At 61.1% G+C, this 25654-nt stretch carries 24 protein-coding genes; 10 read left to right on the top strand and 14 right to left on the bottom strand.

Translation table 11 applies throughout. The features are described 5' to 3' along the window. Window positions 1–9 precede the first annotated feature (9 nt). Entirely contained in the window at window positions 10–921 is a 912-nt protein-coding gene (gene dapA, locus ANI01nite_RS09065; protein ID WP_141357517.1) for a 4-hydroxy-tetrahydrodipicolinate synthase, read from the bottom strand. 103 nt (window positions 922–1024) lie between these two features. Here dapA and ANI01nite_RS09060 point away from each other — a divergent pair, with 103 nt between their 5' ends. Then, on the top strand, window positions 1025–2161 hold the full coding sequence (locus ANI01nite_RS09060) for a heparan-alpha-glucosaminide N-acetyltransferase domain-containing protein (protein WP_170214615.1): 1137 nt from the start codon (window positions 1025–1027) through the stop codon (window positions 2159–2161). A 60-nt stretch (window positions 2162–2221) separates the two neighbouring features. On the opposite strand, the gene ANI01nite_RS09055 is transcribed toward ANI01nite_RS09060, so the two are convergent. Together ANI01nite_RS09055 and dapB are read right to left on the bottom strand one after the other, a co-directional pair. Further along, window positions 2222–2674 (bottom strand): tetratricopeptide repeat protein, encoded by a 453-nt coding sequence (locus tag ANI01nite_RS09055; RefSeq protein WP_141357513.1) that lies wholly within the window; start codon window positions 2672–2674, stop codon window positions 2222–2224. Further along, on the bottom strand, window positions 2671–3429 hold the full coding sequence (gene dapB, locus ANI01nite_RS09050) for a 4-hydroxy-tetrahydrodipicolinate reductase (protein ID WP_128469862.1): 759 nt from the start codon (window positions 3427–3429) through the stop codon (window positions 2671–2673). The genes ANI01nite_RS09055 and dapB overlap by 4 nt, the downstream gene beginning before the upstream one ends. Before the next feature lie 194 nt (window positions 3430–3623). Between dapB and ANI01nite_RS09045 the strand changes: the two genes are divergently transcribed. Both ANI01nite_RS09045 and ANI01nite_RS09040 read left to right on the top strand, forming a co-directional pair. Continuing rightward, complete coding sequence (locus ANI01nite_RS09045; protein WP_141357511.1) at window positions 3624–4034, top strand: hypothetical protein; 411 nt, start codon at window positions 3624–3626, stop codon at window positions 4032–4034. 92 nt (window positions 4035–4126) lie between these two features. Further along, on the top strand, window positions 4127–4861 hold the full coding sequence (locus ANI01nite_RS09040; RefSeq protein WP_141357509.1) for an alpha/beta fold hydrolase: 735 nt from the start codon (window positions 4127–4129) through the stop codon (window positions 4859–4861). Window positions 4862–4931: 70 nt separating this feature from the next. Here the strand turns inward: ANI01nite_RS09040 and ANI01nite_RS09035 are convergent, their stop codons facing one another. The 3 genes from ANI01nite_RS09035 to ANI01nite_RS09025 all read right to left on the bottom strand — a co-directional run bounded on the left by ANI01nite_RS09035 (window position 4932) and on the right by ANI01nite_RS09025 (window position 7505). Beyond that, the gene (locus ANI01nite_RS09035; RefSeq protein WP_371858954.1) at window positions 4932–6302 is read right to left on the bottom strand and encodes a M16 family metallopeptidase; all 1371 of its coding nucleotides are present in this window, start codon (window positions 6300–6302) and stop codon (window positions 4932–4934) included. Window positions 6303–6478: 176 nt separating this feature from the next. Next, complete coding sequence (locus ANI01nite_RS09030; RefSeq protein ID WP_141357507.1) at window positions 6479–6871, bottom strand: hypothetical protein; 393 nt, start codon at window positions 6869–6871, stop codon at window positions 6479–6481. 142 nt (window positions 6872–7013) lie between these two features. Next, window positions 7014–7505 carry an S-ribosylhomocysteine lyase gene (locus ANI01nite_RS09025; RefSeq protein WP_038989613.1) on the bottom strand — a complete coding sequence of 164 codons (492 nt, stop codon included), beginning with the start codon at window positions 7503–7505 and terminating at the stop codon, window positions 7014–7016. Between the two features lie 121 nt (window positions 7506–7626). Between ANI01nite_RS09025 and ANI01nite_RS09020 the strand changes: the two genes are divergently transcribed. Continuing rightward, the gene (locus ANI01nite_RS09020) at window positions 7627–8187 is read left to right on the top strand and encodes a phosphorylase family protein (protein ID WP_141357505.1); all 561 of its coding nucleotides are present in this window, start codon (window positions 7627–7629) and stop codon (window positions 8185–8187) included. A gap of 261 nt (window positions 8188–8448) precedes the next feature. Continuing rightward, entirely contained in the window at window positions 8449–9720 is a 1272-nt protein-coding gene (locus ANI01nite_RS09015; protein WP_170214614.1) for a DUF2254 domain-containing protein, read from the top strand. Window positions 9721–9818: 98 nt separating this feature from the next. Here the strand turns inward: ANI01nite_RS09015 and ANI01nite_RS09010 are convergent, their stop codons facing one another. Continuing rightward, window positions 9819–12050 (bottom strand): polyribonucleotide nucleotidyltransferase, encoded by a 2232-nt coding sequence (locus ANI01nite_RS09010; RefSeq protein WP_038989628.1) that lies wholly within the window; start codon window positions 12048–12050, stop codon window positions 9819–9821. 293 nt (window positions 12051–12343) lie between these two features. Continuing rightward, window positions 12344–13540 (bottom strand): exodeoxyribonuclease VII large subunit, encoded by a 1197-nt coding sequence (locus ANI01nite_RS09005; protein ID WP_244213620.1) that lies wholly within the window; start codon window positions 13538–13540, stop codon window positions 12344–12346. A 465-nt stretch (window positions 13541–14005) separates the two neighbouring features. On the opposite strand from ANI01nite_RS09005, the gene ANI01nite_RS09000 reads away from it, so the two are divergent. Then, window positions 14006–15049: an NAD(P)-dependent alcohol dehydrogenase gene (locus ANI01nite_RS09000; protein ID WP_141357499.1), complete on the top strand. Its 1044-nt coding sequence runs from the start codon at window positions 14006–14008 to the stop codon at window positions 15047–15049. A 100-nt stretch (window positions 15050–15149) separates the two neighbouring features. Here ANI01nite_RS09000 and ANI01nite_RS08995 read toward each other — a convergent pair whose 3' ends face one another. After that, entirely contained in the window at window positions 15150–15752 is a 603-nt protein-coding gene (locus ANI01nite_RS08995; protein WP_141357497.1) for a hypothetical protein, read from the bottom strand. A 316-nt stretch (window positions 15753–16068) separates the two neighbouring features. Between ANI01nite_RS08995 and ANI01nite_RS08990 the strand changes: the two genes are divergently transcribed. After that, window positions 16069–16380: a DUF1883 domain-containing protein gene (locus ANI01nite_RS08990; RefSeq protein ID WP_170214613.1), complete on the top strand. Its 312-nt coding sequence runs from the start codon at window positions 16069–16071 to the stop codon at window positions 16378–16380. A 21-nt stretch (window positions 16381–16401) separates the two neighbouring features. Here ANI01nite_RS08990 and ANI01nite_RS08985 read toward each other — a convergent pair whose 3' ends face one another. The 3 genes from ANI01nite_RS08985 to ANI01nite_RS08975 all read right to left on the bottom strand — a co-directional run bounded on the left by ANI01nite_RS08985 (window position 16402) and on the right by ANI01nite_RS08975 (window position 19248). Beyond that, window positions 16402–17376, bottom strand: a complete 975-nt coding sequence (locus ANI01nite_RS08985) for an ADP-ribosylglycohydrolase family protein (RefSeq protein ID WP_170214612.1) — start codon at window positions 17374–17376, stop codon at window positions 16402–16404. Between the two features lie 171 nt (window positions 17377–17547). Beyond that, window positions 17548–17799 carry a hypothetical protein gene (locus ANI01nite_RS08980; protein ID WP_141357491.1) on the bottom strand — a complete coding sequence of 84 codons (252 nt, stop codon included), beginning with the start codon at window positions 17797–17799 and terminating at the stop codon, window positions 17548–17550. A 129-nt stretch (window positions 17800–17928) separates the two neighbouring features. Next, complete coding sequence (locus ANI01nite_RS08975) at window positions 17929–19248, bottom strand: YjiH family protein (RefSeq protein ID WP_141357489.1); 1320 nt, start codon at window positions 19246–19248, stop codon at window positions 17929–17931. Between the two features lie 394 nt (window positions 19249–19642). On the opposite strand from ANI01nite_RS08975, the gene ANI01nite_RS08970 reads away from it, so the two are divergent. Genes ANI01nite_RS08970 through ANI01nite_RS08960 form a run of 3 tightly spaced genes read left to right on the top strand, consistent with a single transcriptional unit; the run spans window position 19643 to window position 24260 of the window. After that, window positions 19643–20668, top strand: a complete 1026-nt coding sequence (locus ANI01nite_RS08970) for a 3-oxoacyl-ACP synthase III (protein WP_038989634.1) — start codon at window positions 19643–19645, stop codon at window positions 20666–20668. Next, window positions 20665–23253 carry an alpha/beta fold hydrolase gene (locus ANI01nite_RS08965; protein WP_141357488.1) on the top strand — a complete coding sequence of 863 codons (2589 nt, stop codon included), beginning with the start codon at window positions 20665–20667 and terminating at the stop codon, window positions 23251–23253. The genes ANI01nite_RS08970 and ANI01nite_RS08965 overlap by 4 nt, the downstream gene beginning before the upstream one ends. After that, window positions 23250–24260 (top strand): NAD-dependent epimerase/dehydratase family protein, encoded by a 1011-nt coding sequence (locus ANI01nite_RS08960; protein ID WP_141357486.1) that lies wholly within the window; start codon window positions 23250–23252, stop codon window positions 24258–24260. The genes ANI01nite_RS08965 and ANI01nite_RS08960 overlap by 4 nt, the downstream gene beginning before the upstream one ends. A 121-nt stretch (window positions 24261–24381) precedes the next feature. Here ANI01nite_RS08960 and ANI01nite_RS08955 read toward each other — a convergent pair whose 3' ends face one another. Both ANI01nite_RS08955 and ANI01nite_RS08950 read right to left on the bottom strand, forming a co-directional pair. Then, window positions 24382–24615, bottom strand: a complete 234-nt coding sequence (locus ANI01nite_RS08955; protein ID WP_141357484.1) for a biotin/lipoyl-containing protein — start codon at window positions 24613–24615, stop codon at window positions 24382–24384. Next, a complete protein-coding gene (locus ANI01nite_RS08950) occupies window positions 24612–25637 on the bottom strand; it encodes an alpha-ketoacid dehydrogenase subunit beta (RefSeq protein ID WP_141357482.1) in 1026 nt (341 codons plus the stop codon). The genes ANI01nite_RS08955 and ANI01nite_RS08950 overlap by 4 nt, the downstream gene beginning before the upstream one ends. Between the last annotated feature and the right edge of the window lie 17 nt (window positions 25638–25654).

The raw sequence follows: 25654 nt of genomic DNA, 5'->3' as shown, positions 1-25654 counted from the left end.
TCCCTTTCGTTACAGATCCCATCCACCTTCACGTAGGTCCGCGCGGATGGCATCTAGCTCTGCGTCCGACGGTGCCAACAGCGGCAGCCGGACGACGGTGTTCGGCAGGACACCCTGCCAGTGAAGTCCATATTTTGCGGCAACGGCGCCCTGAATGTGGCCCATGATGCCGCGCTGGATCGCGTCCAGCTCAAAGTGTGTGGTGCGTGCAGTTGCCAGATCTCCTGCATGCATTGCATTAACTAGCGTACGGTACTTGGCGGCCGCAACGTGAGCGGTGACCGAAACCACGCCGACCGCACCGGCCGCCATCAGTGGCAGGGTCAGGCCGTCATCGCCCGAGTACACGTGCAGATCGGTGTTGGCCAGCACGGTGGTGGTGGACTGGTAATCCGCTTTGGCATCCTTCAGCGCAATGACCTGAGGAATCTTGGACAGCTCGATAATGGTTTCCGGTGCCAGCGCAATGCCGGTGCGTCCAGGGATGTCATAAAGCATGATGGGCAGCTCAACAGCTTCGGCGATGGCCTTCACGTGGGCGATGACGCCTGCCTGGCTTGGCTTGTTGTAGTACGGGGTGGTCAACAGCACACCGTCGACGCCCGCTTCCTTGGCAGCCAGCGACAGCTTGATGGAGTGGCGGGTGTCGTTGGTGGTGGAACCGGCCAGCACCGCGGCCCGGCCGCCCACCGCCTTGGCGACGGTACGGAACATCTCGATGTTCTCTTCATCGGTCAAGGTCGAGGTTTCGCCGGTGGTGCCGGTGACAACCAGTCCGTCGCAGCCATCATCAACCAGCTTCGTTGCCAGTTTTGCGGCCAACGCGTAATCGACTTCACCCGCTTCGTCGAAGGGCGTGACCATAGCGGTCAGCACGGTTCCGAACGGGTATGCCTGATTATCAATTGCACTTGTAGCCATGGGATTAAATCTACACTCGCGCATGTTGCATTGGCATCCCTGGAACTATTCGTGGTGCGATGATTCCATGAACGATTCGGGTAGTTCCCAGCGCCTCCTAGGCGTGGATGCGGCGCGGCTTGCCGCCATCCTCGGCATGTTCGCCGCGCACGTCTTCGCACTGTATGAAATCAGCGGCGCACCCGCCTACTCCCCAACGTTTACCGGGGCTGTCGCCTCCGGCAGGGCATCGGTCCTGTTCATGGTGCTGGCCGGATTATCCCTGGGTTTGCTCTCGAAATCCATGGCGCGGAAGGGCTTTTCCCACCCTAAGGTTTACTCAGTCCTTGTGCTGAGAGCATTAATTATTGCCGTGCTCGGAATGGCCATTGGGTCAATAAATGAAGCCATCGCAGTCATTCTTGTCCACTATGGACTACTATTTCTGTTGCTTCCGCTGGTTCTGAAGCTCACAAGAATAACTATTTGGGTAGTCTCAGTCCTGTGGCTGCTGCTGATGCCGGTTCTGTGGCGGCCCTTGGCCAGCAGCTGGATGGCGAACTCTCTAGGCCATAATCCAAGCTTCGGAGACCTTCTCACCCCGCAATTACTCCTCAAGGATCTGGCCGTCACCGGATACTACCCTTTGATGATCTGGTTCGGATTCGGCTTGCTGGGAATAGCCATCGGACGATGCAATCTTCGCAGTACGAGAACTGCTGGCCTGCTTGCTGCGGGCGGGACATTTATCGCAGCAGCGACCTACGCAGCGGGACATCTGGTGAGCATGAAGAATGCCGGGGTCATAGCCCAAGAACTGGGTCTGGACTTATCCCTCGTTCCAACAATGATCACCACCGGGCGCCTGCCGGGCACCAATCTCGATCCGTTCCTGGATAATCCCGCCTACCTCTGGTTGCCAACCGGCCACAGCAATTCCTTGCTGTCCACGCTGCACAACGCCGCCTGCGCCGCCGCAATCATCGGCCTGCTGTCGCTGATTATTGGCCGACTTGGCGTGCTGGGCCGGATTCTGGCAGGCGCCGGCCGCGCACCGCTGACCCTGTATGCCGGACACATCATCTTGCTGCCTGCGATGAAAGAGAACATGGATCCGACGGCCATCTGGTGGATTCTCTGTTCAGCCACTGCCGTCTGCGGAATTTGGCTCGGCTTCAGCCGGGCATCCGGCCCGCTGGAATATGGCGTCAGGGTACTCAGCGGAGCTGACACCGATCCCGAAACGAAGATGAAGTTCTAGAACGATGGCCCGGGCTCGTACGAGCCCGGGCCATCGGCACTATGCTGGTATTCGTGATTTCTACTGGCTGACCTTCTGATCTGCTTGCCAAAAGGTGATCGCCGTACGCATGGATTTGCGGGCCCGCGGCTTATCGCCACAGGCTTCGTATGCCAGCGCCAGACGGTACCAGGATTTCCATGATTCCGGGTTCTCTTCCACGTCCCGCTGATGGATGGGGAAATCTGCGTCGGCCGCCGAACGGATGAAGCGTCCCGATGGCATGCGGGGAAGATCTTCTGGCAGCTCACCGGAAGCGGCCAGGGCCTTGCCCATCTTCTCGGTGCGCAAACCGAAGAGCACTTCGCGAATCAGTATCCAGACGCACAAGGCAGGAATCACCAAGATCGCAATGCCCATGATCTGGGCGACCAGTTCCCCGGTATTCAGCAGGCGGATGGCCTGGGTGAACGTCATGCCAATGTACAGCGCGAACAGCAGCAGAATGCCGCCTACCCAGAGTTTGGTTTTCACTGGCCCAGCTCCAGATAGCCGTCGAGCCCATAGGTCAACCCCGGACGGGAGCCAACAGTGCGCAGGCCCAGAAGGACGCCCGGCATGAACGAGGCACGGTCAAAGGAATCATGGCGCAACGTGAACTGCTCGCCGGGTCCGCCAAAGAGCACTTCCTGGTGGGCTACCAAGCCACGCAAGCGGACCGAATGGACGTTGATTCCATCGACAACTGCACCGCGGGCACCGTCGAGCTGGGTCTCGGTAGCATCAGGGCTGGCTGGTACCCCAGCGGCTTCACGCGACTTGGCGATCAGTTCAGCGGTACGCACCGCGGTGCCGCTGGGAGCGTCCACCTTATTGGGGTGATGCAGTTCGATGATTTCGACGGATTCGAAGTACTTCGCTGCCGTGGCAGCGAACGCGCTGGCCAACACGGAGCCGAGGGCGAAGTTGGGCGCAATCAGCACACCGGCTTCGGGATGCTCGCTGAGCAACGCTTCCAGATTTGCCCGGCGGGCATCATCCCAGCCGGTGGTGCCGACGACCGCATGCAGTCCATGCTCAACGGCGAAACGCACATTGTCTTCGGTGGAGGCTGGCACGGAAAGGTCAACGATGTGGGTTGCTCCGGCTTGGAGGATCTGCGACAGGTCGTCGCCTCGCCCCAAGCTTGCAACCAGTTCCATGTCTGCAGCCTCAGTCACGGCCTTGACCGCTTCCGAGCCCATTCGTCCTGCCGCGCCGAGCACGGCCACCTTGATCTGTGCACTCATGGGCTTAAGCCTATCCTCCTGAACGCACCAGTCCTGCCAACGATGACGTGATCTCTCTCGAGTTTTGCAACGACTTCTCAGCAGGGAGCAGTCGGCAAATTATTGCGGAGGCACCCTACGGCCAGTCCAACTTGTTTTGCCCAGCAAATAGGGGAAAAATATGTGTCAGGAGTTCCCAAATAGTGAGCAGGGCCATGGGTCAGAAAATTAAGCGTATCGGTTTCGGCATCGGTGCAATCCTCGCCGCGACCGTTGCATGCACTTCCTGCGGTTCTGGCAGCGAACCGATCACCCTGTCGGATGGCGAACGAGCATCAATCATCGATATCGTCCAAGAGCAGGGAACAGTTATCGATTCACCGACATGCCAGGTAGAAGTTTTCCGAATCGAGGATTCCACGACCTACGGCTGGGCTACCTGCGCACCCGATAGCCAGGAATCCGCGGATGCCGCGGCTCAAGCCGACGCCTTCCCATTCCGCATCGACGGGCAAGAACTGCGTCGTCCAAGTGACGGTTCCGACTACGAAAAAGACGTTAAGGAACTCTTCCCGGAAGATCTCCGTTCCGCCATTAATCAGCATTCGACCGGGGTGGGCGGCTAGCTCCCTTGGTGCTCGTCCCGCCATTTCTGGCGAGCGTGTCGATTTTCCCTACTGATTGTATGTGCGCACTTTTCGCACGATGAAAGGCTGGCGTGCGCCACGAGTACTTTGGGCATTTGCCCGAATCCTTGAAAACCAGGCTCTCGGTTCGCGTCGCGGGCCAGGGGCCTGACGTGGTGCTCCTGCATGGGCTCGGAGCTTCCAGCCGCTATTTCACTCCGCTGGCAAACATCTTGTCGCAGACGCATCGGGTGATCGTTCCCGAGCTGCCCGGCCATGGCAAGAATCTCGATGATGGTCGCCCGGTGACCGTACCGCGTTTTGCACACGAAGTGGCACTGGCGTTGCGCGAGCTGAAGGTGGAGAACGCAATTGTCCTCGGGCATTCCATGGGTGCGCAGGTTTCCATTGAGCTGGCTCGCGCGTGGCCGGACCTGGTCAAGCACCTGATCATTGCAGCTCCCGCGGTCAACGACCGCGAGGCGACGCTCTTCAGGCAGGCACGCCGGCTCTTCGAGGATTTTCCGCACGAGTTGAACTCGGTGAAGGCGATCGCGCTTGTCGACTACCTGCGTTGCGGCATCCCATGGTGGGCCAAGAGCTGCGCCCAGATGCTGGATTACTCCACCATCGATTTGCTCCGCACGGTGCACTGCCCGGTTGATGTCGTATGCGGCACCCGGGATCCGCTATCTCCCCCGGAATTCGGTCTTCGCTTGGTCGCCAAAACACCGCAAGCCAAGCTTACTGTCATGCGCCATGGTGCGCATGGTTTCAATTTCTCCCACGCGCCCGAGCTTGCGGCGCTAGTAGAAGCCGCGGTTTGAACCAATAAAACGGCAATGCCCCGTGAATCACGATCCTCAGATTCGATTCAAGGGGCACTGCCAGCGGATTCTAGAGGCCTAACGCGGCTTCATTCTCAAACGGTCCTACCACGGTGATCACACGATCCTTGGCCGCCAGTTCCTGAGCCAGTTGCTGCACGTCCTGGGCAGTGACTGCATTGACGCGGGACAGGGCTTCGTCGATATCTTGGAATTCGCCGGTAATCATTTCTGCCCGGCCCAAACGGGACATGCGGCTTCCGGGATCCTCCAAGGCCAGCACCGTTCCGCCGGATAGCTGGCCCTTGGCCTGCGCCAATTCGGACTCGCTGATGCCGTCCTTGGCCAAGCGATCCAACTCGTCGCCGAGCAACCCGATAACTTGAGCCGCCTTGGCCGGGGCGCAACCCGCGTACATGCCGAAGTATCCGGCATCCGTATAGGCGGCGGAGAAGGAATAGGTCGAGTACACCAGTCCGCGCTTCTCTCGGATTTCCTGGAACAAGCGCGAGCTCATGCCGCCGCCGAGCACAGCGTTCAGCACCGCGAGCACCTGGCGCCGGTCGTCGTGGCCGGTGATGCCCGAGCAGCCCATGATGATATTGGCTTGCTCGCCTGGGCGGTTGATGACTTCCAGCCCGGCCTTCGAGGTGATCTGCGCTGGCTCGCCCATGCGGCGTGGCTCCGGTACGGCCATCGGGTCCAGTTCCCAGCCAGCTTCAGCCAGCGCCTTGAGAACCAGCTCGCACAGCTTGTCGTGCTCCAGGGAACCTGCGGCAGTAACAATCAGCTCGCTTGGGCGGTAGTGCGCACGGTAGTGCTCCATGACTGCCTCGCGGGAGATCTCCATGATCTCTTCTGGAGTTCCGCCAATAGGCCGTCCCAGCGGGTGATCGCCCAGGACGTTGGCAACGAAGCGCTCGTGGGCGACGTCCATCGCGTCATCTGCATCCATGGCAAGTTCTTCGATGATCACCCCGCGTTCCTGCTCCAGTTCCTGCGGATCGATCACCGCTGAGGTGACCATGTCAGCGATGACCTCCAGCGCCATCGGCAGATCCGTGTCAAGCACCCGGGCGTAATAGCAGGTCGATTCCTTGGCAGTGGCTGCGTTCGATTCGCCGCCCACTGCGTCGAAGGACTGGGCAATTTCCAAGGCAGTTCGCTTTGCAGTGCCCTTGAAGAGCAAGTGCTCCAGGAAGTGGGTGGAGCCGTAGTGTCCTGCTTCCTCGTCGCGGGAACCGACCGGAACCCAGAATCCCACAGTAGTGGACCGCTGTCCGGGCATCGCTTCCGTCAGGACTCGTACGCCACCAGGCAGGATGCTGCGCCGGACTTCAGAGCCGCCTTCGCCGCGGTGGACCAACGTCGGGTCCGCCGGGTCAATCGGAGAAAACTGCGTGGTCTCCACCGAATGCAACGGCAATGGAATCATGGCCACGAATATACGTCCTTAATTCGTCGAGAATAGCGATTTCAAGCTAAGTACACTGTCTTTCATTCTCCCATAGAAACGCCATTTGAAGGCAATAGCTCATTGGTGATGGAGCCATCACATTCTGGGAGATTACGAGATCGAACCGCTGCTATCGAAATACCGTCATGCAGATTTGCAGGTCATGTCGCATCGAGATATCCGCGTTTCGCGGCATCAGCGCACACTGGGGTCCGCCGCGCTGGGTCGCTGGAGGCACAGGCAAGGTAAACGGTGTTCGCGGCATCTTCTGTACTCAATTCCGGATATCCCATCGATCCGGGATTATAGGAGACAGCAGTGCTCCACTCATCGAGGTCCTTGCAAGCACTAAGCGACTTTTTCTCGGCTTCGCCGATCAGCTCTTCAGCTGTTCCGGGATCGGACCAGGCTTGGTTCTGCCGCTGGATTGCCGATTGGCATTCCTCACCGATGCTAGATGTCCTTGCCGCATCGAAATTCATGCATCCACTAACAGCCAACGACATGGCGCCCAGTACTGATGCCAAGGAAAGAACTCTGCGCATGGTCTTCATGCTAGCGCCTGCTCGCAGTGGTTCTGCAGCTTATTTACGGCTTGGCGTCTGCCTTTCTGCCAGGCCAGGAAACAGCCAAGCAAGAAAAAATCCCGCGCGTCCCCAACAGAACACACGGGATTTCCAGTTCACAAGCTACTGCTTAGGCAATCTTGGAACGATCGAACGCGTCAAGGCTGATGCCTTGTTCCAAGACGACCTTCGCCCATTCGCGAGCCGAGTGCAGTGAATGGTCACGGTAATTGCCGCAGCTCACGGCTTCGGTTCCCGGAACATCCTCCCAGGTAACCTTCTCGGCAATGTCTTCCAGCGAGCTCTTGATAGCAGCGGCGACAACCGCCGGGGTTGGTTCGCCCCACAGGATCATATGGAAGCCGGTGCGGCAGCCAAATGGGGAGAAATCGATCAGGCCATCAATGCGGGTACGCAGCAAACCAGCCATGGTGTGCTCGATGGTGTGCAGGCCAGCCGTTGGAATCTCGCCGTGGTTTGGCTGGACTAGACGGATGTCGTAGTTGGTGATGGCATCGCCCTTGGGACCGTGTTCCACCCCGATTTTGCGCACATACGGCGCCTTCACCTTGGTGTGGTCCAGTGCAAAGCTTTCAACTTCAGCAAGTTCAATATCACTCATATGCAAAGTCTATCTGCTCACCGTCTGGCGAATCGAGACCTCAGTGAAGGAGGTAACCGATAGACTTCTTAGGACGTTCGGGGCAGCACTCCCCGAGCCGATTTCTTTAGAGGGGAAGTTCATGTCGGACCAGAAGTCCTTGCTCGTCTTTGCGCACGCAGACGAAGCCGTAGCCTTTGCAGATGTCGAGCACCTCGTTTCCGGTGTTGGCAAGATCAACGCATCGGTAGCCTTGGCTGGAGTGCTCGCTGAGGGCAACATCAAGAACGTCGTAGTACTGGGCACCGCCGGCGTTGTAGGTCATGCCGGTGAAGATCGCCCGAGCCTGGACACCATTTACCAGGTCACCAAGCTGATCCAGCACGATTTCCCGCTGCCTTCGGCGGATGTGGATCCCGCGGGTGAAATTCTGCTTACTGATTTCCAGGCCACCATGGCTACAGGTGACGTTTTTGTTTCCAATGACGAACAGCGCATCCACATCAAGTCTTTGGGCGCCTCGCTCGTCGACATGGAAGGCTACGCCTACGCCAGCATCTGCCAGCGCTTCAATGTCCCGCTGCAGATCTTCAAGATCCCATCCGATTACGCGGACGACTCGGCGTCGATCGACGAATGGGATGACATCGCCAAGCAGAAGAGCGTCCAGCTGCGCGAGTTCTTCGACAAGCATCTGAGCTGAAATTCAGGCACTGGCCCCAGAGCCAGATTCAACCTGCACTGGACACTCGGCTGGTTTCCAGCCGGGTGTCCTGCTTAACAGGGTCGCCTCGCGGAATTCTGCCGCTCCGTGCATGAGCAGGTCGGCCCGGGTTCTCGGAGCCCGGGAATTCCTGGCGTAAACTCACCTCAAGAAAATGTCTAGCTCAGCCGTCACCGCTTTGAGCGGCCGACTAGGAAAGTAATGCCTTCATGCTGCGAACAGGGGGCACAAGGAGGATTCATGGTAAGAGCACTGAGCTATGCAAAGCAGTCGCTGCGCGGAATCTGGTTCCGGGCCACAGTATTCACCGTAGCTGGAATCCTTCTGGCCATCGCCGCACCAGCACTGGGCAATCTCATTCCGGCGAACCTGCTGGAAGCGCTCGGCAACGATGCCGCCGCGACGCTATTGCAGATCCTGGCCACGTCGATGCTGGCTGTCACGACGTTTTCCCTGACCACGATGGTCTCGGCATACTCCACTGCCACGCAAATCGGTACTCCCCGCTCCATCCAGCTGCTGATTGCCGACCGGACCTCCCATACTGCCCTGTCTACCTTCGTGGGGGCTTTCGCATTCTCCATCGTCGGGATCATCGCGTTGTCCTTGGATGTCTATTCCAGCTCGGAAAAAGCGCTGCTGCTGTTGGGAACCATCCTGGTCATTGCCGTGGTGCTGGTGACCTTGCTGCGCTGGATCTCGTTCCTCACCACTTTCGGCCGCATGGCCGACATCATCGACCGGGTCGGCGATGCCGCCTCGCAGGCCATGTCGGACTACGCCGAGCAGCCGCTGCTCGGCGGACGGCTGTGGGTTGATCCGCCTACGACTGCCATCCCGCTGGAATGCGACCATCCAGGATTCGTGGTCAAGGTCGACGTGGCAGCTCTGCAGCGCATTGCCGAGCAGGAAAACTGCCAGCTCTGGGTCCAACGCCGCCCAGGCTCAAGGATCTTTGCCGGGCACCCCATTGCGCACCTGAGCGGCAAGGTGTCGGAAGAGAGCCAGGAAGCGATCCAGCGGGCCTTCGTGATCGCCAACCACCGGACTTTCGAACAGGACCCGCGGCTCGGGCTGCTCGCGCTGTCGGAAATCTCCAGCAAGTCCCTCTCCCCCGGAATCAATGATCCGGGAACCGCCATCGAGGTCCTGGAAGCAACGCACCGCGTACTGGACATCGCCATGCAGGCAAGGATTCCGGATTCCCCGGACGCCGGGCGGGTCCACCTTCGCCCGCTTGAGCCGCAGGACCTGCTCCAGGATGCCTTCCGGGCGACCTCGCGCGATGGCGCTTCGGACATCGAAGTCATGATGCGGATCCAGAAGGAACTCGGTGCCCTGATTGTGCGCGCCGATGCCCCATGGACGGCAGCCTTGAAGGCGCAGGCAAAGGATTCCTTCGCCCGGGCCGAGCGCGCACTGGAGCTGGAGGAAGATCGCCGCGAGGTCGAAGTCCTGCACTTCGAGGCGCTGAGCGCCACCGGCATCAGCGAGGATGCGGCACCCGCGTAGGTGCTGACCTGCCAGCCATGCCAATCGAGCTGGTCTGAAGAGAAGGAAAACCCCGATTCACCAAAGTGAATCGGGGTTTTCCTGCAGGAATCTAAAGACTACTCAGCAGCTACTGCTTCTTCAGCTTCTTCCTCAACGACTGGAGCCAGCGACAGCTTGCCACGGTCATCGATCTTGGTGATCTCCACCTGCAGCTTCTGGCCAACGCCGACAACGTCTTCGACGTCCTCGACACGCTTGCCGTCGTTGATCTTGCGCAGCTCGGAGATGTGCAGCAGGCCGTCCTTGCCCGGGGTCAGCGAAACGAACGCACCGAAGGTGGTCAGCTTCACGACGGTGCCCAGGTAGCGCTCGCCGACCTCAGGAACCTGGGGGTTGGCGATGGCGTTGATGGCCGAACGGGCAGCCTCGGCGGATTCGCCGTTGGTTGCGCCGATCAGCACGGTGCCGTCATCCTCGATTGAGATGTCTGCGCCGGTGTCTTCCTGGATCTGGTTGATCATCTTGCCCTTAGGGCCGATGACCTCGCCGATCTTGTCCACTGGGATCTTCACCGAAATGATGCGCGGGGCGTTGACGTTCAGCTCATCCGGAGCGTCGATAGCCTGGTTCAGCACGTTCAGGATGTGCAGGCGGGCTTCGCGGGCCTGGGTCAGCGCGGCGGCCAGCACCGAAGCCGGAATGCCATCCAGCTTGGTATCCAGCTGGATCGCGGTCACGAACTCGGAGGTGCCTGCGACCTTGAAGTCCATGTCGCCCATGGCGTCTTCGGCGCCGAGGATATCGGTCAGGGCAGCGTAACGGGTTTCGCCGTCAACGGTGTCCGAAACCAGGCCCATGGCGATGCCTGCGACAGCCGCCTTCAGCGGCACGCCGGCGTTCAGCAGCGACAGGGTCGAGGCGCAGACCGAGCCCATGGAGGTCGAGCCGTTGGAGCCCAGTGCCTCGGAGACCTGGCGGATGGCGTATGGGAATTCCTCGCGGCTTGGCAGCACTGGAACCAGCGCGCGCTCTGCCAGTGCACCATGGCCGATTTCGCGGCGCTTCGGCGAACCAACACGGCCGGTTTCGCCGGTCGAGTATGGCGGGAAGTTGTAGTTGTGCATGTAGCGCTTGGACTTCACTGGGGACAGCGAGTCGATCTGCTGTTCCATCTTGAGCATGTTCAGGGTGGTGACGCCCATGATCTGGGTTTCGCCACGCTCGAAGATGGCCGAACCGTGCACGCGAGGCAGCACCTCGACCTCGGCGGAGAGCTGGCGGATGTCAGCCAGGCCGCGGCCGTCGATGCGGATCTGGTCGGTCAGGATGCGCTGGCGCACGATGTGCTTGGTCACCGCACCGAAGGCCTTGGAGATCTCGGACTCGCGGCCTTCGAAAGCGTTGCCTTCGCCAGCCAGCGATGCCAGGATCTCGTCCTTGTAGTCGCTTGCGGCGTTGTCGCGCTCCTGCTTGTCAGCGATGGTGTAGATCTCTGCCAGACGGGTCGAAGCGGCAGCCTCGACAGCGGTGAAGGCATCGTCTTCGTAGTCGCGGAAGACAGGGAACTCAACGGTTTCCTTAGCAGCGCGGGCTGCCAGGTCGGCCTGGGCCTCGCACAGGACCTTGATGAATGGCTTGGCAGCCTCGAGGCCTTCGGCCACAACCTCCTCGGTCGGAGCCTGGGCGCCACGTTCCTTGATCAGTTCCCAAGCGTTGTCGGTAGCTTCGGCTTCCACCATCATGATGGCAACGTCATCGCCGGCGATGCGGCCGGCAACAACCATGTTGAAGACGGCGTTCTTCAGCTCGGAGTGCTTAGGGAAGGCAACCCACTGGGCGCCGTTTCCGTCATCAACCAGTGCAACGCGAACGCCACCGATTGGGCCGGAGAATGGCAGGCCCGACAGCTGGGTGGACATCGACGAAGCGTTGATTGCCACAACGTCGTACAGCTCATCCGGCTCGATGGACAGGACGGTGACGACAACCTGGACCTCGTTGCGCAGGCCCTTGACGAAGGCTGGGCGCAGCGGGCGGTCCATCAGGCGGCAAGCCAGGATGGCTTCGGTCGATGGGCGGCCTTCGCGGCGGAAGAAGCTGCCCGGGATGCGGCCGGCAGCGTACATGCGCTCCTCGACGTCCACGGTCAGCGGGAAGAAGTCGAAGCCTTCGCGCGGGTGCTTGCCGGCGGTAGTTGCCGAGAGCAACGCGGTCTCTTCGTCGATGTAGACCATTGCCGAGCCAGCAGCCTGCTTGGCGAGGCGGCCGGTTTCGAAGCGAATGGTGCGGGTACCGTAGCGGCCGTTGTCGATCAGCGCTTCGGCGAATTGGATTTCTGGACCCTCCATTAAGGGGGTGCTCCTTTCGATCGCTCCCATATGGTGGATGAGCGAACCGTATAGCCCTACCCAGATCTGGTCTTCGATCGAGACCCGCGCTGGGGCAGCTATTTGCCCTAGCGAAAGTCACTACCGAGGACCGGGAAACTGGCGGTCGGGACCAACGGTCAGTCAGTCCTGGGAGTTATTTTCATTCGGGGCCCGCACAGAACATGCAGACCCATGTACTAGCCTACCGGGAATTGGCAAAAGACGCAGTTCTTGAGCGATGGGCGCATGCCAGCAACTTGTGGGTTCGCCATTCACTGTTGCAGCGATGCGTTGCGATGCCTGAGCAACCAGCAGAGATCACGCGGCACCGTTGCGCCTGCGATCCGCGGGCGCAGCCAGCATAGATCTACGTCCATCACGGCTCCTCGCCAATCGGATGAGTCAATGATCCTTTGAGCCCGATAGCCTCCGGTGAACGTCCAGATCGCCCAAAGGGCAGGCAACATGGAAAGCGCTACCGTTTGGCCAGTGCCGAGGCCCGTATCGACATGGGCTGCCAGTGCCGTGAGCGCCGTCCATAGGCTCCACCACAGTCCGCGGGAAAGCGAATTGAGGCGGATTTTCTGCAGGGCCAACTCCAGCAGATCCGAATGCATTTCCCGGTTTTGCAAGCTGGCGTGCTGCTGCAGGTCATCACCCCGTTCGCGTAGTTGGACGGCGTGATTCCGGGTGTCGGCAAGTTCCTGCCTGAGCCGTGCGTTCGCCTGCTCCAGCGACGAAGTCCGGGAACCCTGTACCGACAGTTCCCGGGCCAGCTGTTCTATCTTCGTCTTGAGCTGTTTGGAGGTCGGCTGGCCGGCGAACCAGCGCCGGTTGTTTTCCGTTCTGATCGCGATCCCGGCCGTTTGCGACACATCGAAGCTGGCCGTTGCCGCACGCGCAGCCAAGGGCACATGCTCACTGTGTCCAAGTGCGGTGATGACCGGAAGCGCGCATTGGCGAATAGCTTGGATCAGTTCGCGGTCGTCGAAGGCGACGAAGTCCGCATACGACCCCCCGCCGCGCAATATGATTACGGCATCGGCCTGGCCCGGTTTGAGGCTCGAAAGCTTACGCGAGATTTCGCGCACGGCACTGGGCCCTTGGACCCTGAGCTCGGCAACTTCGACAGCAACCCGTTTCTTCACTCCTTTCGGGTGCAGTCCACGAACAAAGTCCAGGAGCACTTGGTTGTCCCGGCCACACAGCACTAGCACCTTGGAGATCTTCCCGCCCGGCTCTATAGTCTCCAAGTTCTGGCTTGACTCTAGCGGGAGGCCGAATTCCCGGGATGTTTCTTGCCTGAGCAGCGCCCAAGGGCCTTTGTCTCTCGTTGCTTGAACTGCGAGTTGACCGTGATTCTCATAGTTCCCAACGGCAACCCACACTGGATTTCGTCGCCAGGAGTCGATATTTGGCCTCGCTGTCACCGTCAGTTGGTGGCCATCTCCCAGCCATGATGGGCACATGGCCGCAGGGAATTCGACTTCCACTGCACAGTCGCCGTCAAACAGCGTCGCCCATCTCTTCGATCCCATTTTTCTGACTCGTCCCACGATTTCACCTCGAAAATGCGCCGGAGGCATTCTCAAAACACTGTCTGCCAGGCTCTTTCGCAGCTGCGTTAGGGATTGAACTTCCTGGATTGCCAAATCGCTTGAATTTCTCACCATGGCACCGACTCTAAAGGCGACCTCCGACACTATGGAAGCGCTGGATGAAGAGCTTGTGCAGGGTTGAACACCAGTTTGGCAGTAACTGATCAGCATTATTCCTATGGAGGCAGCGGAACGGCGTGGGAAATTTACTCAGAACGGGATTATTCATAGCCTGCCGATTGTTGTTCTCCATGGGCCACGCCCTGATGGACTGCGGCGATCGCCGCAGCCCAGAACATTGCCAGTCGCAACCCGCAAGACAAAGGAAATACCCTGATGGCAACTATGGTCAACGCATACGCAGCGCACTCTGCGGCTGAAGGACTCATCCCGACACAGATTGAGCGCCGTGCTGTAGGTCCGCACGACGTCTTGATTGATATCAAGTTCTCCGGCATCTGCCACTCCGATATCCACACGGTCCGCGGTGAATGGGGAAACCAGAACTATCCGCTGGTCCCGGGCCACGAAATAGCTGGCATCGTCACCGAAGTCGGCTCAGCAATCACCAAGCACAAGCTGGGCGATCGCGTTGGCGTGGGCTGCCTAGTCAATTCCTGCATGGAATGCGAAAACTGCCTGGCGGGCGACCAGCAGTTCTGCGAGCAGAGCGTGGGAACCTACGGTTCGCTCGACCGTGATGGCAGCATGACCCAGGGCGGCTATGCAACGCACGTCGTGGTTGACGAGAACTTCGCCTTGAACATCCCCGAAGGCATCTCCTTGGATGTCGCCGCACCCCTGCTCTGCGCCGGCATCACCACCTTCTCCCCGCTGAAGCACTGGGGTGCAGGACCGGGCAAGAAGGTTGCCGTGGTGGGACTCGGCGGCTTGGGCCATATGGCAGTCAAGCTCGCCAGTGCCATGGGCGCTGAGGTCACCGTGCTGTCGCAATCGCTGAAGAAGAGGGAGGACGGCCTGAAGCTGGGCGCCAGCGATTACCGGGCCACCAGCGACGAGAACACCTTCAAGGATCTGCGCAAGAGCTTCGATCTGATCATCAACACCGTCAGCGCCTCGATCGACATCAGCTCCTACCTCGGACTGCTGCGCGTGAACGGCACCTTGGTCAACGTTGGCGCGCCGGCTGAACCATTGCCGGTCAACGCCTTTGCTTTGATCGGCGGACGCCGTTCCTTCGCCGGTTCGCAGATCGGCGGCATCGAGGAAACCCAGGAAATGCTGGACTTCTGTGCCGAACATGGAATTGGCGCAGAAATCGAGGTCATCGATGCCACGCAGATCAACGAGGCCTACGAGCGCGTGCTGGCGTCCGACGTCCGATACCGCTTCGTGATCGATACCGCGACGCTGGCCTAGCCTAGCGATCCCAACGCACGCGCATCACGGGAACGGCGCCGGTGCTGCCTCTGCATTGCAGGGCGGAACCGGCGCCGTTCCCTTTCTGCCAGATTAGCGGCTATTCGCCGCGGCGCGAGCGTCGCGTGCGGGGACTGTCCGTTTGGTTCCCGAGCTCCGTGACACCGGCTCTTGTGGCGGGCGCGGGCAAGATCGCCTTTATCTCGGCGATTTCGGCCTGCAGTTGCACCACCGTACCGCGGAGATTCAGCATCTCCTTCCGGCGCCGGCGGGCAGCCCGGAAAGTCCGGATCATAATGGCAATGATCAATGGAATGGCCACGAGCAGGGCCCAGCCGCTGCGCGTAAAGAAGTCGAGAGCCACCGGCAGGGCCTGCCTGAATTCCCAGAAGGAGTTCACTCCCCCGGCGATTGCTTCCAAAGCCGATTCCAGGGGAACCAGTTGCTGGCCCACGATCGGGGTTCCGGATAGTTCCGGTGCGCTCACCGGGGGCTCGCCTGCGGTCCACCGCGGATCACCCAGCCGTTTCAGGATATAGATCCCGGCGCCGGCGTTGAGAGTAGCGAACAGGAGCACCGAGGCAAGCGCGACAGCCACCAGTTGGCGCCGGCGCCATAAACCCACAGCGACGGCAAAGGCCAGCACCAAAATCCAAATCCACAGTCGAAGTTGTTCAAGGCCAATGCCGGTCAAAATATCCATGAATCTTGCCTTATTACTCTTGGCCGTCACGGCCCCCAATTGCGTGGGAATTTATCCCATGCAAATAGCGTATCCCCGGTAGCGGACAATCCGCCGCTTGGCTGGTTGACGGAACTTGAAATCGAGATGGCCGGAAGGTTCTGTGGCATCTCTGGCATCAGATGAGGTGGCATAGCCTCCCATGCCTAATCCCCGAGTCGTGTTGGCCACCAGCTCTTGCCCAGAAGCTGGTTCCCGTTGCCGCGACGGTCCATCTTCTGGGTTAATAGGTCTGGGTCTGCTAATCGGCGGATCATCCGAACCCCGGAGGCAGGCATTGACGGAAACCAATTTCGCTGAGTACTCCTGGGAGTTCCTTGAACGGGGAACTATCTTGGCAGTGACGCTCAGCGGTCCGGCCAATCTCCGATTGATGGATCCAGAGAATTTCGCGGCATTCCAAGACGGAGAAAAATTCGAATCGTACGGTGGGCTGGCACGCCGGGCACCCTACCGGATCAAGGTGCCCAAATCCGGGCCCTGGTTTCTCGCGATCGATTTGGCAGGTCTTGGCGTGCGCGGGGTACGCCACGAAGTCAGCGTCGTACCTCCACAGAAGCTGGAGGCGAGGCGCACTTCCCGTGACTAGCCGGACGGCAGGTCCGGGAACTTAGCCTGCAAGATCGTTTGAAATATCAACGAGCTCCTGCATCCGCATTCTTGGCCAGCCGTGGACCATCTCCACCCACTGCTCCGGGACGCTTTCCAAGCCAGTGGCCGCGCCGATAAGCGATCCGGCGATGGCTGCCACGGTGTCGGTATCCACGCCTCCGCGAACGGCAGCTTCCACCACCGGAACCAAGCGGGCTTTCCCGTCCACCGCATCGGCGGTGGTGATGGCGCTCCAGGCCGCCTGGAATGCTTCAACAACCCAGCCATTGTTGCCGAAGTCCCGAGGCCGTTGGGTTTCGGCCTGCCCGATGCGCTGTTCCCACACATGGGCGCGATCTGGCTTGAGAAGCTCAAGCCCGATGCGAATATCAAGTTCTCCGGTGAGCACCGCGTGCTGAATGGCGACGGTCCACAGACCGCACGCTTCAGCGGCTTCGTCATCGAAATGGGTCAGCTTGCTGATGGCCGCCGCTGCGTCGAATGCGGCGGCAGGCGTTCCGGACAGATAAGCCAGGGCAACCGGTGCTGTGCGCATCAGGCTGCCGTTGCCTCCCGAGCGGCCGGTTCGCCTGTGGATCTGCTCGGAACCGGCGAGCGCGTCTGCGGTGTTGGGTTCAGTTCTCCCGTCAGCAGACGCGGTGCTCTGGGCGAAGGCGAGGACGGCACGGGTCTGGTTGCCGACGTCCGGTGCGTTCACCGCCCATCTGGCCCATTCGCGCACCATGTAATCGCTTGCGGCGCCATCAAGCTTGCCGTTGGAACCCAGCAGGCCCTGGGCAACGACTATCGCCATCGAGGTATCGTCGGTCCACTCCCCGGGTGCAAAGTTGCCCAGCCCTCCGCCGATCATGTCCACTTGCGCGGAATCGGGCAACGGCGCATTGAATTCATAGCCCGCGCCTAGGGCGTCGCCGGCAGCCATGCCGGTCATGACCCCGAGAATCCGATCTAGCACTTCTACTGGATAAGCCATGCGTGCCTTTCCATGGGTGGTCGCCAAGGCAGCGAAGAACTGCCTAGGTTCACTGTACCGATGCGCACCGACACCATGGCAGGCCGCGCGGTTTCGGATTACCGCAGCCACAAATGGCCAATGCCCTGCAGGAACCGGGTTCCTGCAGGGCATTGGCCGTCTTGGTTTGGGTCACGGTGTCAGGGCGAATCCAGGTGATGGCGGGGTCGTCGGGTCTGAGGGGTGCCCCGGTGGCGGTTGCGTGGGATCCAGCGGGCCTGGAGGCGCCATCGGGCCATCCGGGTGCGAAGGGCTCGGCGGCGCATCCGGGTGGGATGGGCTTGGCGGTGCGTCGGGAGCCGGCGGCTGCGCAGGAGGCTCAGGCTGGTCGGGAATACTCGGATCGCCCTGCATCGGAACACCTGATTCGTCTAAATGATTCATGGGAGCCTTCCTTACCTTCCTTCATATCGATCCGACCATTCAACGACGGATCACCGGTGCGATGCAACGGCATTCAGGCTTCGCAAAGCTGGGACAGCAACAGGCCTGGGCGGAAGCTGCCCAGCCCACCTACAAGAGCAGGCGCACGATCGGTGTCGCGATGAGGATGGTCAGGACAACGCGCACGAACCAGATGGCAACCATTTGCGGGATGTTCAGCGGAATCTGCGTTGCCAGGACGCATGGCACCAGTGCCGAGAAGAAGATGATCGCCGAGACGCAAACAATGGCGATCACCATGCGCAGCTCGATCGATTCATGTCCCGCAACCAGGGTCGCTGGCAGGAACATTTCGGCGATGCCGGTCGCCGACGCCTTGCCGGCCAGTAGCGGATCTTCCAACCCGACGATCCAGGCGAAGGGCACGAACAGGTAGCCCAGCCAGTCGAAGACCGGAGTGAAGCGTGCCACCACCAGCCCGAGCAGTCCGACGGAAAGAATGGATGGCAAGATCGCCATCGCCATTTTCAGTCCGTCCCACACGTTGGCGCCGATGTTCTTGGCCAGCGACGGTGCCCGCCGAGAGGCTCCCAGAGCTTCGTTCCAGGCCACGCGTGCGCGGTTGCCAGTGACCACCTGTTCCTTGTCGTGTTCCATGCCCAGGTACGTGGTGTCCGGAACCCGGCTCAGCGGCGGAATGCGCACCGAAATGGCAGTCACCGCAAAGGTGACGACCAGCGACAGCCAGAAGTACAGGCTCCAGTGGTCCATCAGATCCAGCGCCTTGGCAACGATCACCATGAAGCTGGCTGACACCGTGGAAAAGCCGGTAGCGATCATGGCCGCTTCGCGTCCGGTATAGCGCCCACCGCGGTACATGCGGTCGGTGATCAGCAATCCCAGCGAGTAGCTGCCAACGAAGGACGCCACGGCATCCACGGCCGAACGGCCTGGGGTACGCCAAATCGGGCGCATGATCGGCTGGCAGAAGACGCCGAGGAATTCCATCAGGCCGTAGCCCACCAGCAAGGCCAGGAAGATGGCCCCCACGGGAACGATCAGGCCTACGGGAATCACCAATTTTTCCAGCAGGAACGGCCCCATGTCCGGATCGTTGAGCCATGCTGGAGCGAAGTCGAACAGCAGGGAGCAGCCGACAACCAGGCCGAGGATGTTCAAGAACGCGAAGACGCCCCGGACCTTTGATGCCTTCCAGCCACCGGTGGCGAAGGGAAGAACCGTTCCGCAGACGAGCATCAGCAAGATGATGTACGGAACCACCGGTGCCGCGGCCGTTTGAATCCAGGTAATCAGGTGATCCAGCGGGATGGTGCTCTTGCCGTTGATGGTGATGGGCAGGAAGAAGAACACGATGCCGACGAGGCTGTAGACCACGAATCGCAGAACGACTGGAAACGTGCCTTGGGTTTCAACGCTTGAAGTTGTCATTGGATACCGCTTTTCGATGAGGACAGGGCCGTCAAAATGAATCGATGCGATATCCAATACAACGCGATCTTCGACCGTGAATGTGAGCTGGATCGCTTTTCATGTCCGGGGTTTCAGACTTGCTTTCGATCAGCTGTGCGGATGGAAGAAAGCCCACAGGATGAACGGCCCACTTTTCATGATTCTCATAGGACTAGTCTGTAGGATCGATATAGTCTGCATAGATCCTGCATCTAGCTTTCGGCTGAAAACTCGCGCTCAAGTACGTCTTGGCGCGATGCAGGGAATAACCTAGGGAGTATACATTCGCAGCCCTGGGCACTTTCCCATCGGCACAGACGTTTCAACGCAGTACGCAGCATATAGATAGTCCAGCAGAAACGAAGGCACCATTTTGAACGGCAATGCCACCTTTAAGCACCACAACGTTGCGCTTTTATCAGTGAACAGCGTTCTCGCACCAGAGGTGGTGAGCTCGGCAGAATTCGATGAGCGGCTGGCTCCTAGCCTGAAACGCCTGCGCCTGTCCAAGAAGCTTCTGGAACGTGTCTCCGGTGTCAAGGAACGCCGTTGGTGGTCCGACGGTGTCGGCTTTGACGATGCCGCGATCATGGCCGGCAAAAAGGCCCTGGATGCCGCTGGTGTCGACGCCAGCAGCATCGGACTGCTCATCAACACGTCGGTGACCCGCCGCAACCTGGAACCATCGGTGGCCTCCAAGGTGCACAACGGCTTGGGCCTGCCCTCCTCTGCCATGAACTTCGACGTAGCCAACGCCTGCCTCGGTTTCGTCAATGGCATGAGCCTGGCGGCGAACATGATCGACTCGGGCCAGATCAAGTACGCCCTGATTGTTGCCGGCGAAGATTCCAAGCCGACCCAGGAAACCACCTTCCAGCGCCTGAACGCCGAGAATTCCACGCGCGATGACTACATGCGTGAATTCGCCACCCTGACCTTGGGCTCCGGTGCCGCGGCTGCGGTCATCGGCCCGGCCGATGCGCACCCGGATGCGCACCGCATCCTCGGCGGCGTCTCGCGAGCCGGCACCGAGCACCACGAACTGTGCGTCGGAGGCCCCTCGGGCATGTACACGGACACCAAGGGCCTGCTGGACAACGGCCTGGAACTGGTGGTGAACGCTTGGAACGAAGCCCATCAGTCGGGTTGGAACTGGAAATCCATGGACCGCTACGTCACCCACCAGGTGTCCAAGTCCTACACCAACGCCATCATCAAGGCCGTCGGACTGGTCAAGGACCGCGTGCCGATCACGTTCTCCAAGTGGGGCAACGTCGGTCCGGCTTCCCTGCCGATGACCCTGTCCCAGGAAGCTGATTCGCTGAAGAAGGGCGACCGGGTGCTCTGCATGGGTGTCGGTTCCGGCCTGAACACCGCGATGATGGAGATTGCCTGGTGACCGAGCTGTTCCCCGGTGTAGATGCAATTTACTCGACGTATCTTCAAGTGCCGTCCACCTCGCAGGTTGACACCCCGGGCAGCACGCACCGGTGGCACATCCTGGACAACCATGAAGAACTCCAGCAACGTGGCATCGATCCGGTCGGCACCCTGCTGTGCGTGCATGGCAACCCCACCTGGTCCTACCTCTGGCGCAGCCTGCTGAACCACGTCAGCGAGCACTCATTGCCGTGGCGCGTGGTGGCAGTCGACCAGCTGGACATGGGCTTCTCCGAGCGGACCGGCACCTTCCGCCGCCTGGCCGACCGGGTCAACGACCTGGGCGACCTGACCGGCGCGCTGGGGCTGGCCGGCAAGGTCACCACCGTGGGCCACGACTGGGGCGGCATCATTTCCCTGGGCTGGGCCGTCTCCCATCAGGAGCAGCTGGAAAACGTGGTGCTGACGAACACCGCAATCCACCCGGCAGGCTTCGAGCTTCCCGCCGCGCTGAAACTCGCCTCCCACCCTGCGGTGCATTCCTGGGGCACCAAGACCTCCCCTGCTTTCTTGCAGGTCACCCACTCGTTGGCGCAACCGGCCTTGGCCCCTGAGGTCCGCAAGGCCTTCATGGCCCCGTACACCAGCGCGGCGAAGCGCGATGGAGTTGCCAACTTTGTCGCCGATATCCCTTTCTCCCCCGAGCACCCGAGCCGCCCTGCCCTGGACGAGATCTCGCAGGCCGTGCGCTCGCTGAAGGTGCCGGCCCTGATGCTCTGGGGCCCGAAGGACCCGGTCTTCTCCGACCGGTACCTGCGCGATCTGCTCTCCCGCCTGCCGCACGCCCAGGTGCACCGCTTCGAGGGCTCCAGCCATCTGGTGGGCGAGGACAACGACATCGCCGCCCCGATCTTCCAGTGGCTTGCCGGCGAGAAAGAATCCAGGAACACCTCGCGGGCCGAATCCCTGGGCGATTACCGTCCGATGCTTGCCGAACTCGATTCGCGCACCAATGACCATTCGGCAGCTGTGGTGGACATCAACCCTGCGCGCTCGCTGTCCTGGGCCGAGCTGGGTGAGCGGGTGAACGCCCTGGCCACCGGCTTGCGCCAGATCGGTGTGAAGGCCGGAGACCGGGTGAACCTGCTGGTGCCCCCGGGCATCGAGCTGACCTCGCTGATCTATGCTTGCCTGCGCTTGGGCGCGGTCATCGTGGTGGCTGATGCAGGCCTGGGCGCCAAGGGCATGGGACGCGCCATCAAGGGTTCCGGCCCCCGCTTCCTGATCGGCATCGAGCGTGCCCTGACCGGCGCGCGGCTCTTCGGCTGGCCAGGCACCAGGATTTCTGCAGACAACCTGCCAGCTGCCAAGCGCAAGCTGCTGGGCGTTGCCCACACCCTGCCCGAGCTCTATGCAGCCGGCGGCAAGGCAGCCACCGGATCCTCGGCCTTCGAGCCGGCCGACCCGGATGCCGACGCGGCAGTGCTGTTCACCTCCGGCTCCACCGGCCCGGCCAAGGGCGTGGTGTACACGCACCGCCAGCTGGCAGCCATGCGCGATACCCTGCGCGAAACCTACAATCTGAAGGCCGGTTCCGCGCTGGTGGCAGGCTTCGCGCCGTTCGCGCTGCTGGGTCCTGCCCTGGGAGCCACCTCGGTCACCCCCGACATGGACGTGACCGCCCCGCGGACCCTGACCGCCACCGCATTGGCCGATGCGGCCGCCGCGGTGCACGCAACCACGGTCTTCGCCTCCCCCGCCGCGTTGGCCAATGTCCTGGACACCAAGGATGCGCTGGGCCAGGCCCAGCGCGAAACCTTGGAAGGCGTCTCGCTGATGCTTTCTGCCGGGGCGCCGATTCCCGAACCATTGCTGGCCAAGGTACAGGAACTGGTGCCGCAGGCCGAAGTCCACACCCCCTATGGCATGACCGAGGCCTTGCCGGTCACCGATATCGACCTTCCCGGCATCCGCACCGCCGGCCAGGGCAATGGCGTGTGCGTCGGCACGGCTGTCGCCGGGGCCACGGTTGCCATCGCGCCGATTGATGCGTTGGGTATGGCCGGCGATAAGCCGGAATTCACCCCGAATGCCACAGGCGAGATCCTGGTGCGTGCGCCGCACGTCAAGGACCGCTACGACCGTTTGTGGATCACCGAACAGCACAGCAGCTCGATCCCCGGCTGGCATCGCACCGGCGATGTCGGGCACCTGGATGACGAGGGAAGGCTCTGGGTCGAGGGCCGCCTGGGCCATGTGCTGCGCACCGCCAAGGGCGCGATCACCCCGGTGGCGGCCGAGCACGCTGCCGAGTCGGTTGCCGGCGCTGGCCGTGCCGCGCTGGTTGGCGTGGGACCCGACGGAACCCAGGCTGCAGTGGTGGTAATGGAAACCGTGCCCCCAGCCCGCAAACCGGGCCCGGCCAGCAGCGAACTGGCGCGCCAGGTGCGCTCCGCGGTCGCTGCCACCGGCACCGACGTGGCAGCCGTGCTGGTAGTGCCCAACCTGCCGACGGATATCCGCCATAATTCGAAGATTGACCGTGCCGCGCTAGCCGGCTGGGCCGCCGCTACGCTCGCCGGTGGAAGGATCCGCAACCCGTGAGTGCTCCAGACACTGCTTCGACCCCTCGCCGCGTGCTGGTCACCGGCGCCAGCGGCATGCTCGGAGGCGCCGTGGCACAGCTGCTGCGCGACAACGGCCACCACGTGCGCACCTTCCAGCGTGGTGCTTCAGCCGGTGCCACCGATGAAGTGCGCGGTTCACTCACCGATCTGGATGCCGTGGCTGCTGCCGTAAAGTCCATGGATGCAGTCATCCATCTGGCAGCGAAAGTCTCTTTTACCGGCCAGTGGGAGGATTTCGTCGCCACGAATATCGACGGAACCAGCAATCTGCTGGCAGCCTCCAAAGAATCGGGCGTCAAGGATTTCGTTTTCGTTTCCTCGCCGTCCGTAGCCCACTTTGGCAAATCCCTGGCTGGCGCCGGTGCCGGCGACGCCGATCCGCAGCAGGCGCGCGGATTCTATGCACGTTCCAAGGCGGCCGCCGAGCGGGAGGCCCTGGGCAACGATTCGCCTGAGTTCCGGGTGGCAGCCATCCGCCCGCATGTGGTGTGGGGGCCAGGCGATACCCAACTGGTGGAGCGGGTCATCGCGCGGGCCAAGGCCGGACGGCTCCCGTTGCTGGACCATGGCGCGGCGTTGATCGACACCACCTATATCGACAACGCGGCGGCTGCCATCGTTCGCGGCTTGGAGCGCATGGACCACGCCCATGGACGTGCCCTGGTGGTCACCAATGGCGAACCCCGTCCGGTGGGCGAATTGATTGCCGGCATCTGCCAGGCCGGCGGGACCCCTGTCCCGAAGCTCAACGTTCCGGGCTGGCTGGCCCGCGGTGCCGGTTCAGTGATCGAGAAGTTGTGGCTGGCCGCAGGCTCGCGCGATCTGGTGCACGATGAACCGCCAATGACGCGCTTCCTGGCTGAGCAGCTGTCCACTGCGCACTGGTTCGACCAGCGCGAAACCCACGAAGTGTTGGATTGGAAACCTGAAGTGGGTATCGATGAAGGCTTGCAGAAGCTGGCGGATCATTACCGCGCATCCTGACACCGCTTAGCGACCAGCGCGATACAGCCCCGAAGCCTTGGGGGAAGCTTCGGGGCTGCATTCCTGCTTAGCTGGCGTTTCTCCGTTTTGGGGGAACGGGTGAAAAGCCTTGCAGTTCTTTTCAGGCGATGTTGGCAATCGCCGAGTTCTGGATAACGACGGCTCCCTCCTCGACTAGATGAGTCAAGACGCCGGCGGCCGGTGCGTTGATTTCCATGTCAATCTTGTCTACGGCAACTTCTGCAATCAGTTCGCCTTCGGCCACGGTGGCTCCGCTATCCACAAACCAGGTGGCAACGGTGCCTTCAGCATCGGGGTCTTTCTCGGAAAGTATGGGGAATAGTACCTGACTCATCGTCCCACCTGCTTCAATACCGCTTCCTTAATTCGCTCCGGCGTCGGCAATACCGTGTATTCCAGCGTCCGAGCGTATGGGATTGGAAGATCTGGATTGGCCACGCGGCCAACCGGCGTCTTCAAGATGGTTGGATCATGCTCCGCGATCCGGGCAGCGATCTCACCGGAAAGGCCAAAGGACTGGTAGTCCTCGTCTACGATGACCAGGTGTCCGGTCTTGGTTACGGAGTCGATAATCGCTTGGGTATCCATGGGAACAATGCTGCGCAGGTCGATGACCTCGACATCAACGCCCTCACCGGCCAACTCCTCGGCCACGTCCAGTGCGTGGTGCACCGAAAGCGAAAGCGTCACGATGGTGACATCCTTGCCGCTGCGCGGTACCGCGGCCTTGCCGATCTCCACGACGTGGTCCCCTTCAGGAACCGGGCCAATCGAACGGCGGTTCTTCTTCATCCACGCCAAGCCTTGGATGCCCTTGTGATACATGAACACCACTGGGTTGTCGTCGCGGATCGCCGCGGTCATCAGTCCAGCTGCATCCGCTGGGTTGCTGGGCACCACGACCTTCATTCCCGGCAGGTGGGCGAAGGTGCCCCACAGGCATTGGGAGTGCTGCGCGCCGTCGGAGTATCCGCCGCCCACTGCGGTGGTCAGCACCAGCGGAACCTTGACGTTGCCGCCGGATTCATAGTGGATCTTGGCCATGTGGTTGTAGATCTGGTCCATGCAGACTCCGAAGAAGTCCACGAACATCAATTCCACAATCGGGCGCATGCCCTCGGTGGCAGCACCGATCGCAGCCCCGATGAAGCCTGTTTCGGAGATGGGCGTATCGATGATCCGCTCTGGCCCGAAACGCTCCAGCAAGCCGGTAGTCGAGGAGAAGATGCCGCCGTAGGGTCCCACATCCTCACCCATGACGAACACGTTTTCATCGCGTTCCATTTCCCGGGCGATCGCCTCAACGGTGGCCTTGGCAGTATTCAGGCGGCGAGTGCCTGTCGCTTCCGTAGTCATTTCATGCTCCTTATTCG

The sequence above is a fragment of the Glutamicibacter nicotianae genome (genome assembly GCF_006539525.1).
Classification (GTDB): domain Bacteria; phylum Actinomycetota; class Actinomycetes; order Actinomycetales; family Micrococcaceae; genus Glutamicibacter; species Glutamicibacter nicotianae.
This window is presented reverse-complemented; position numbering and strand designations above follow the sequence as displayed.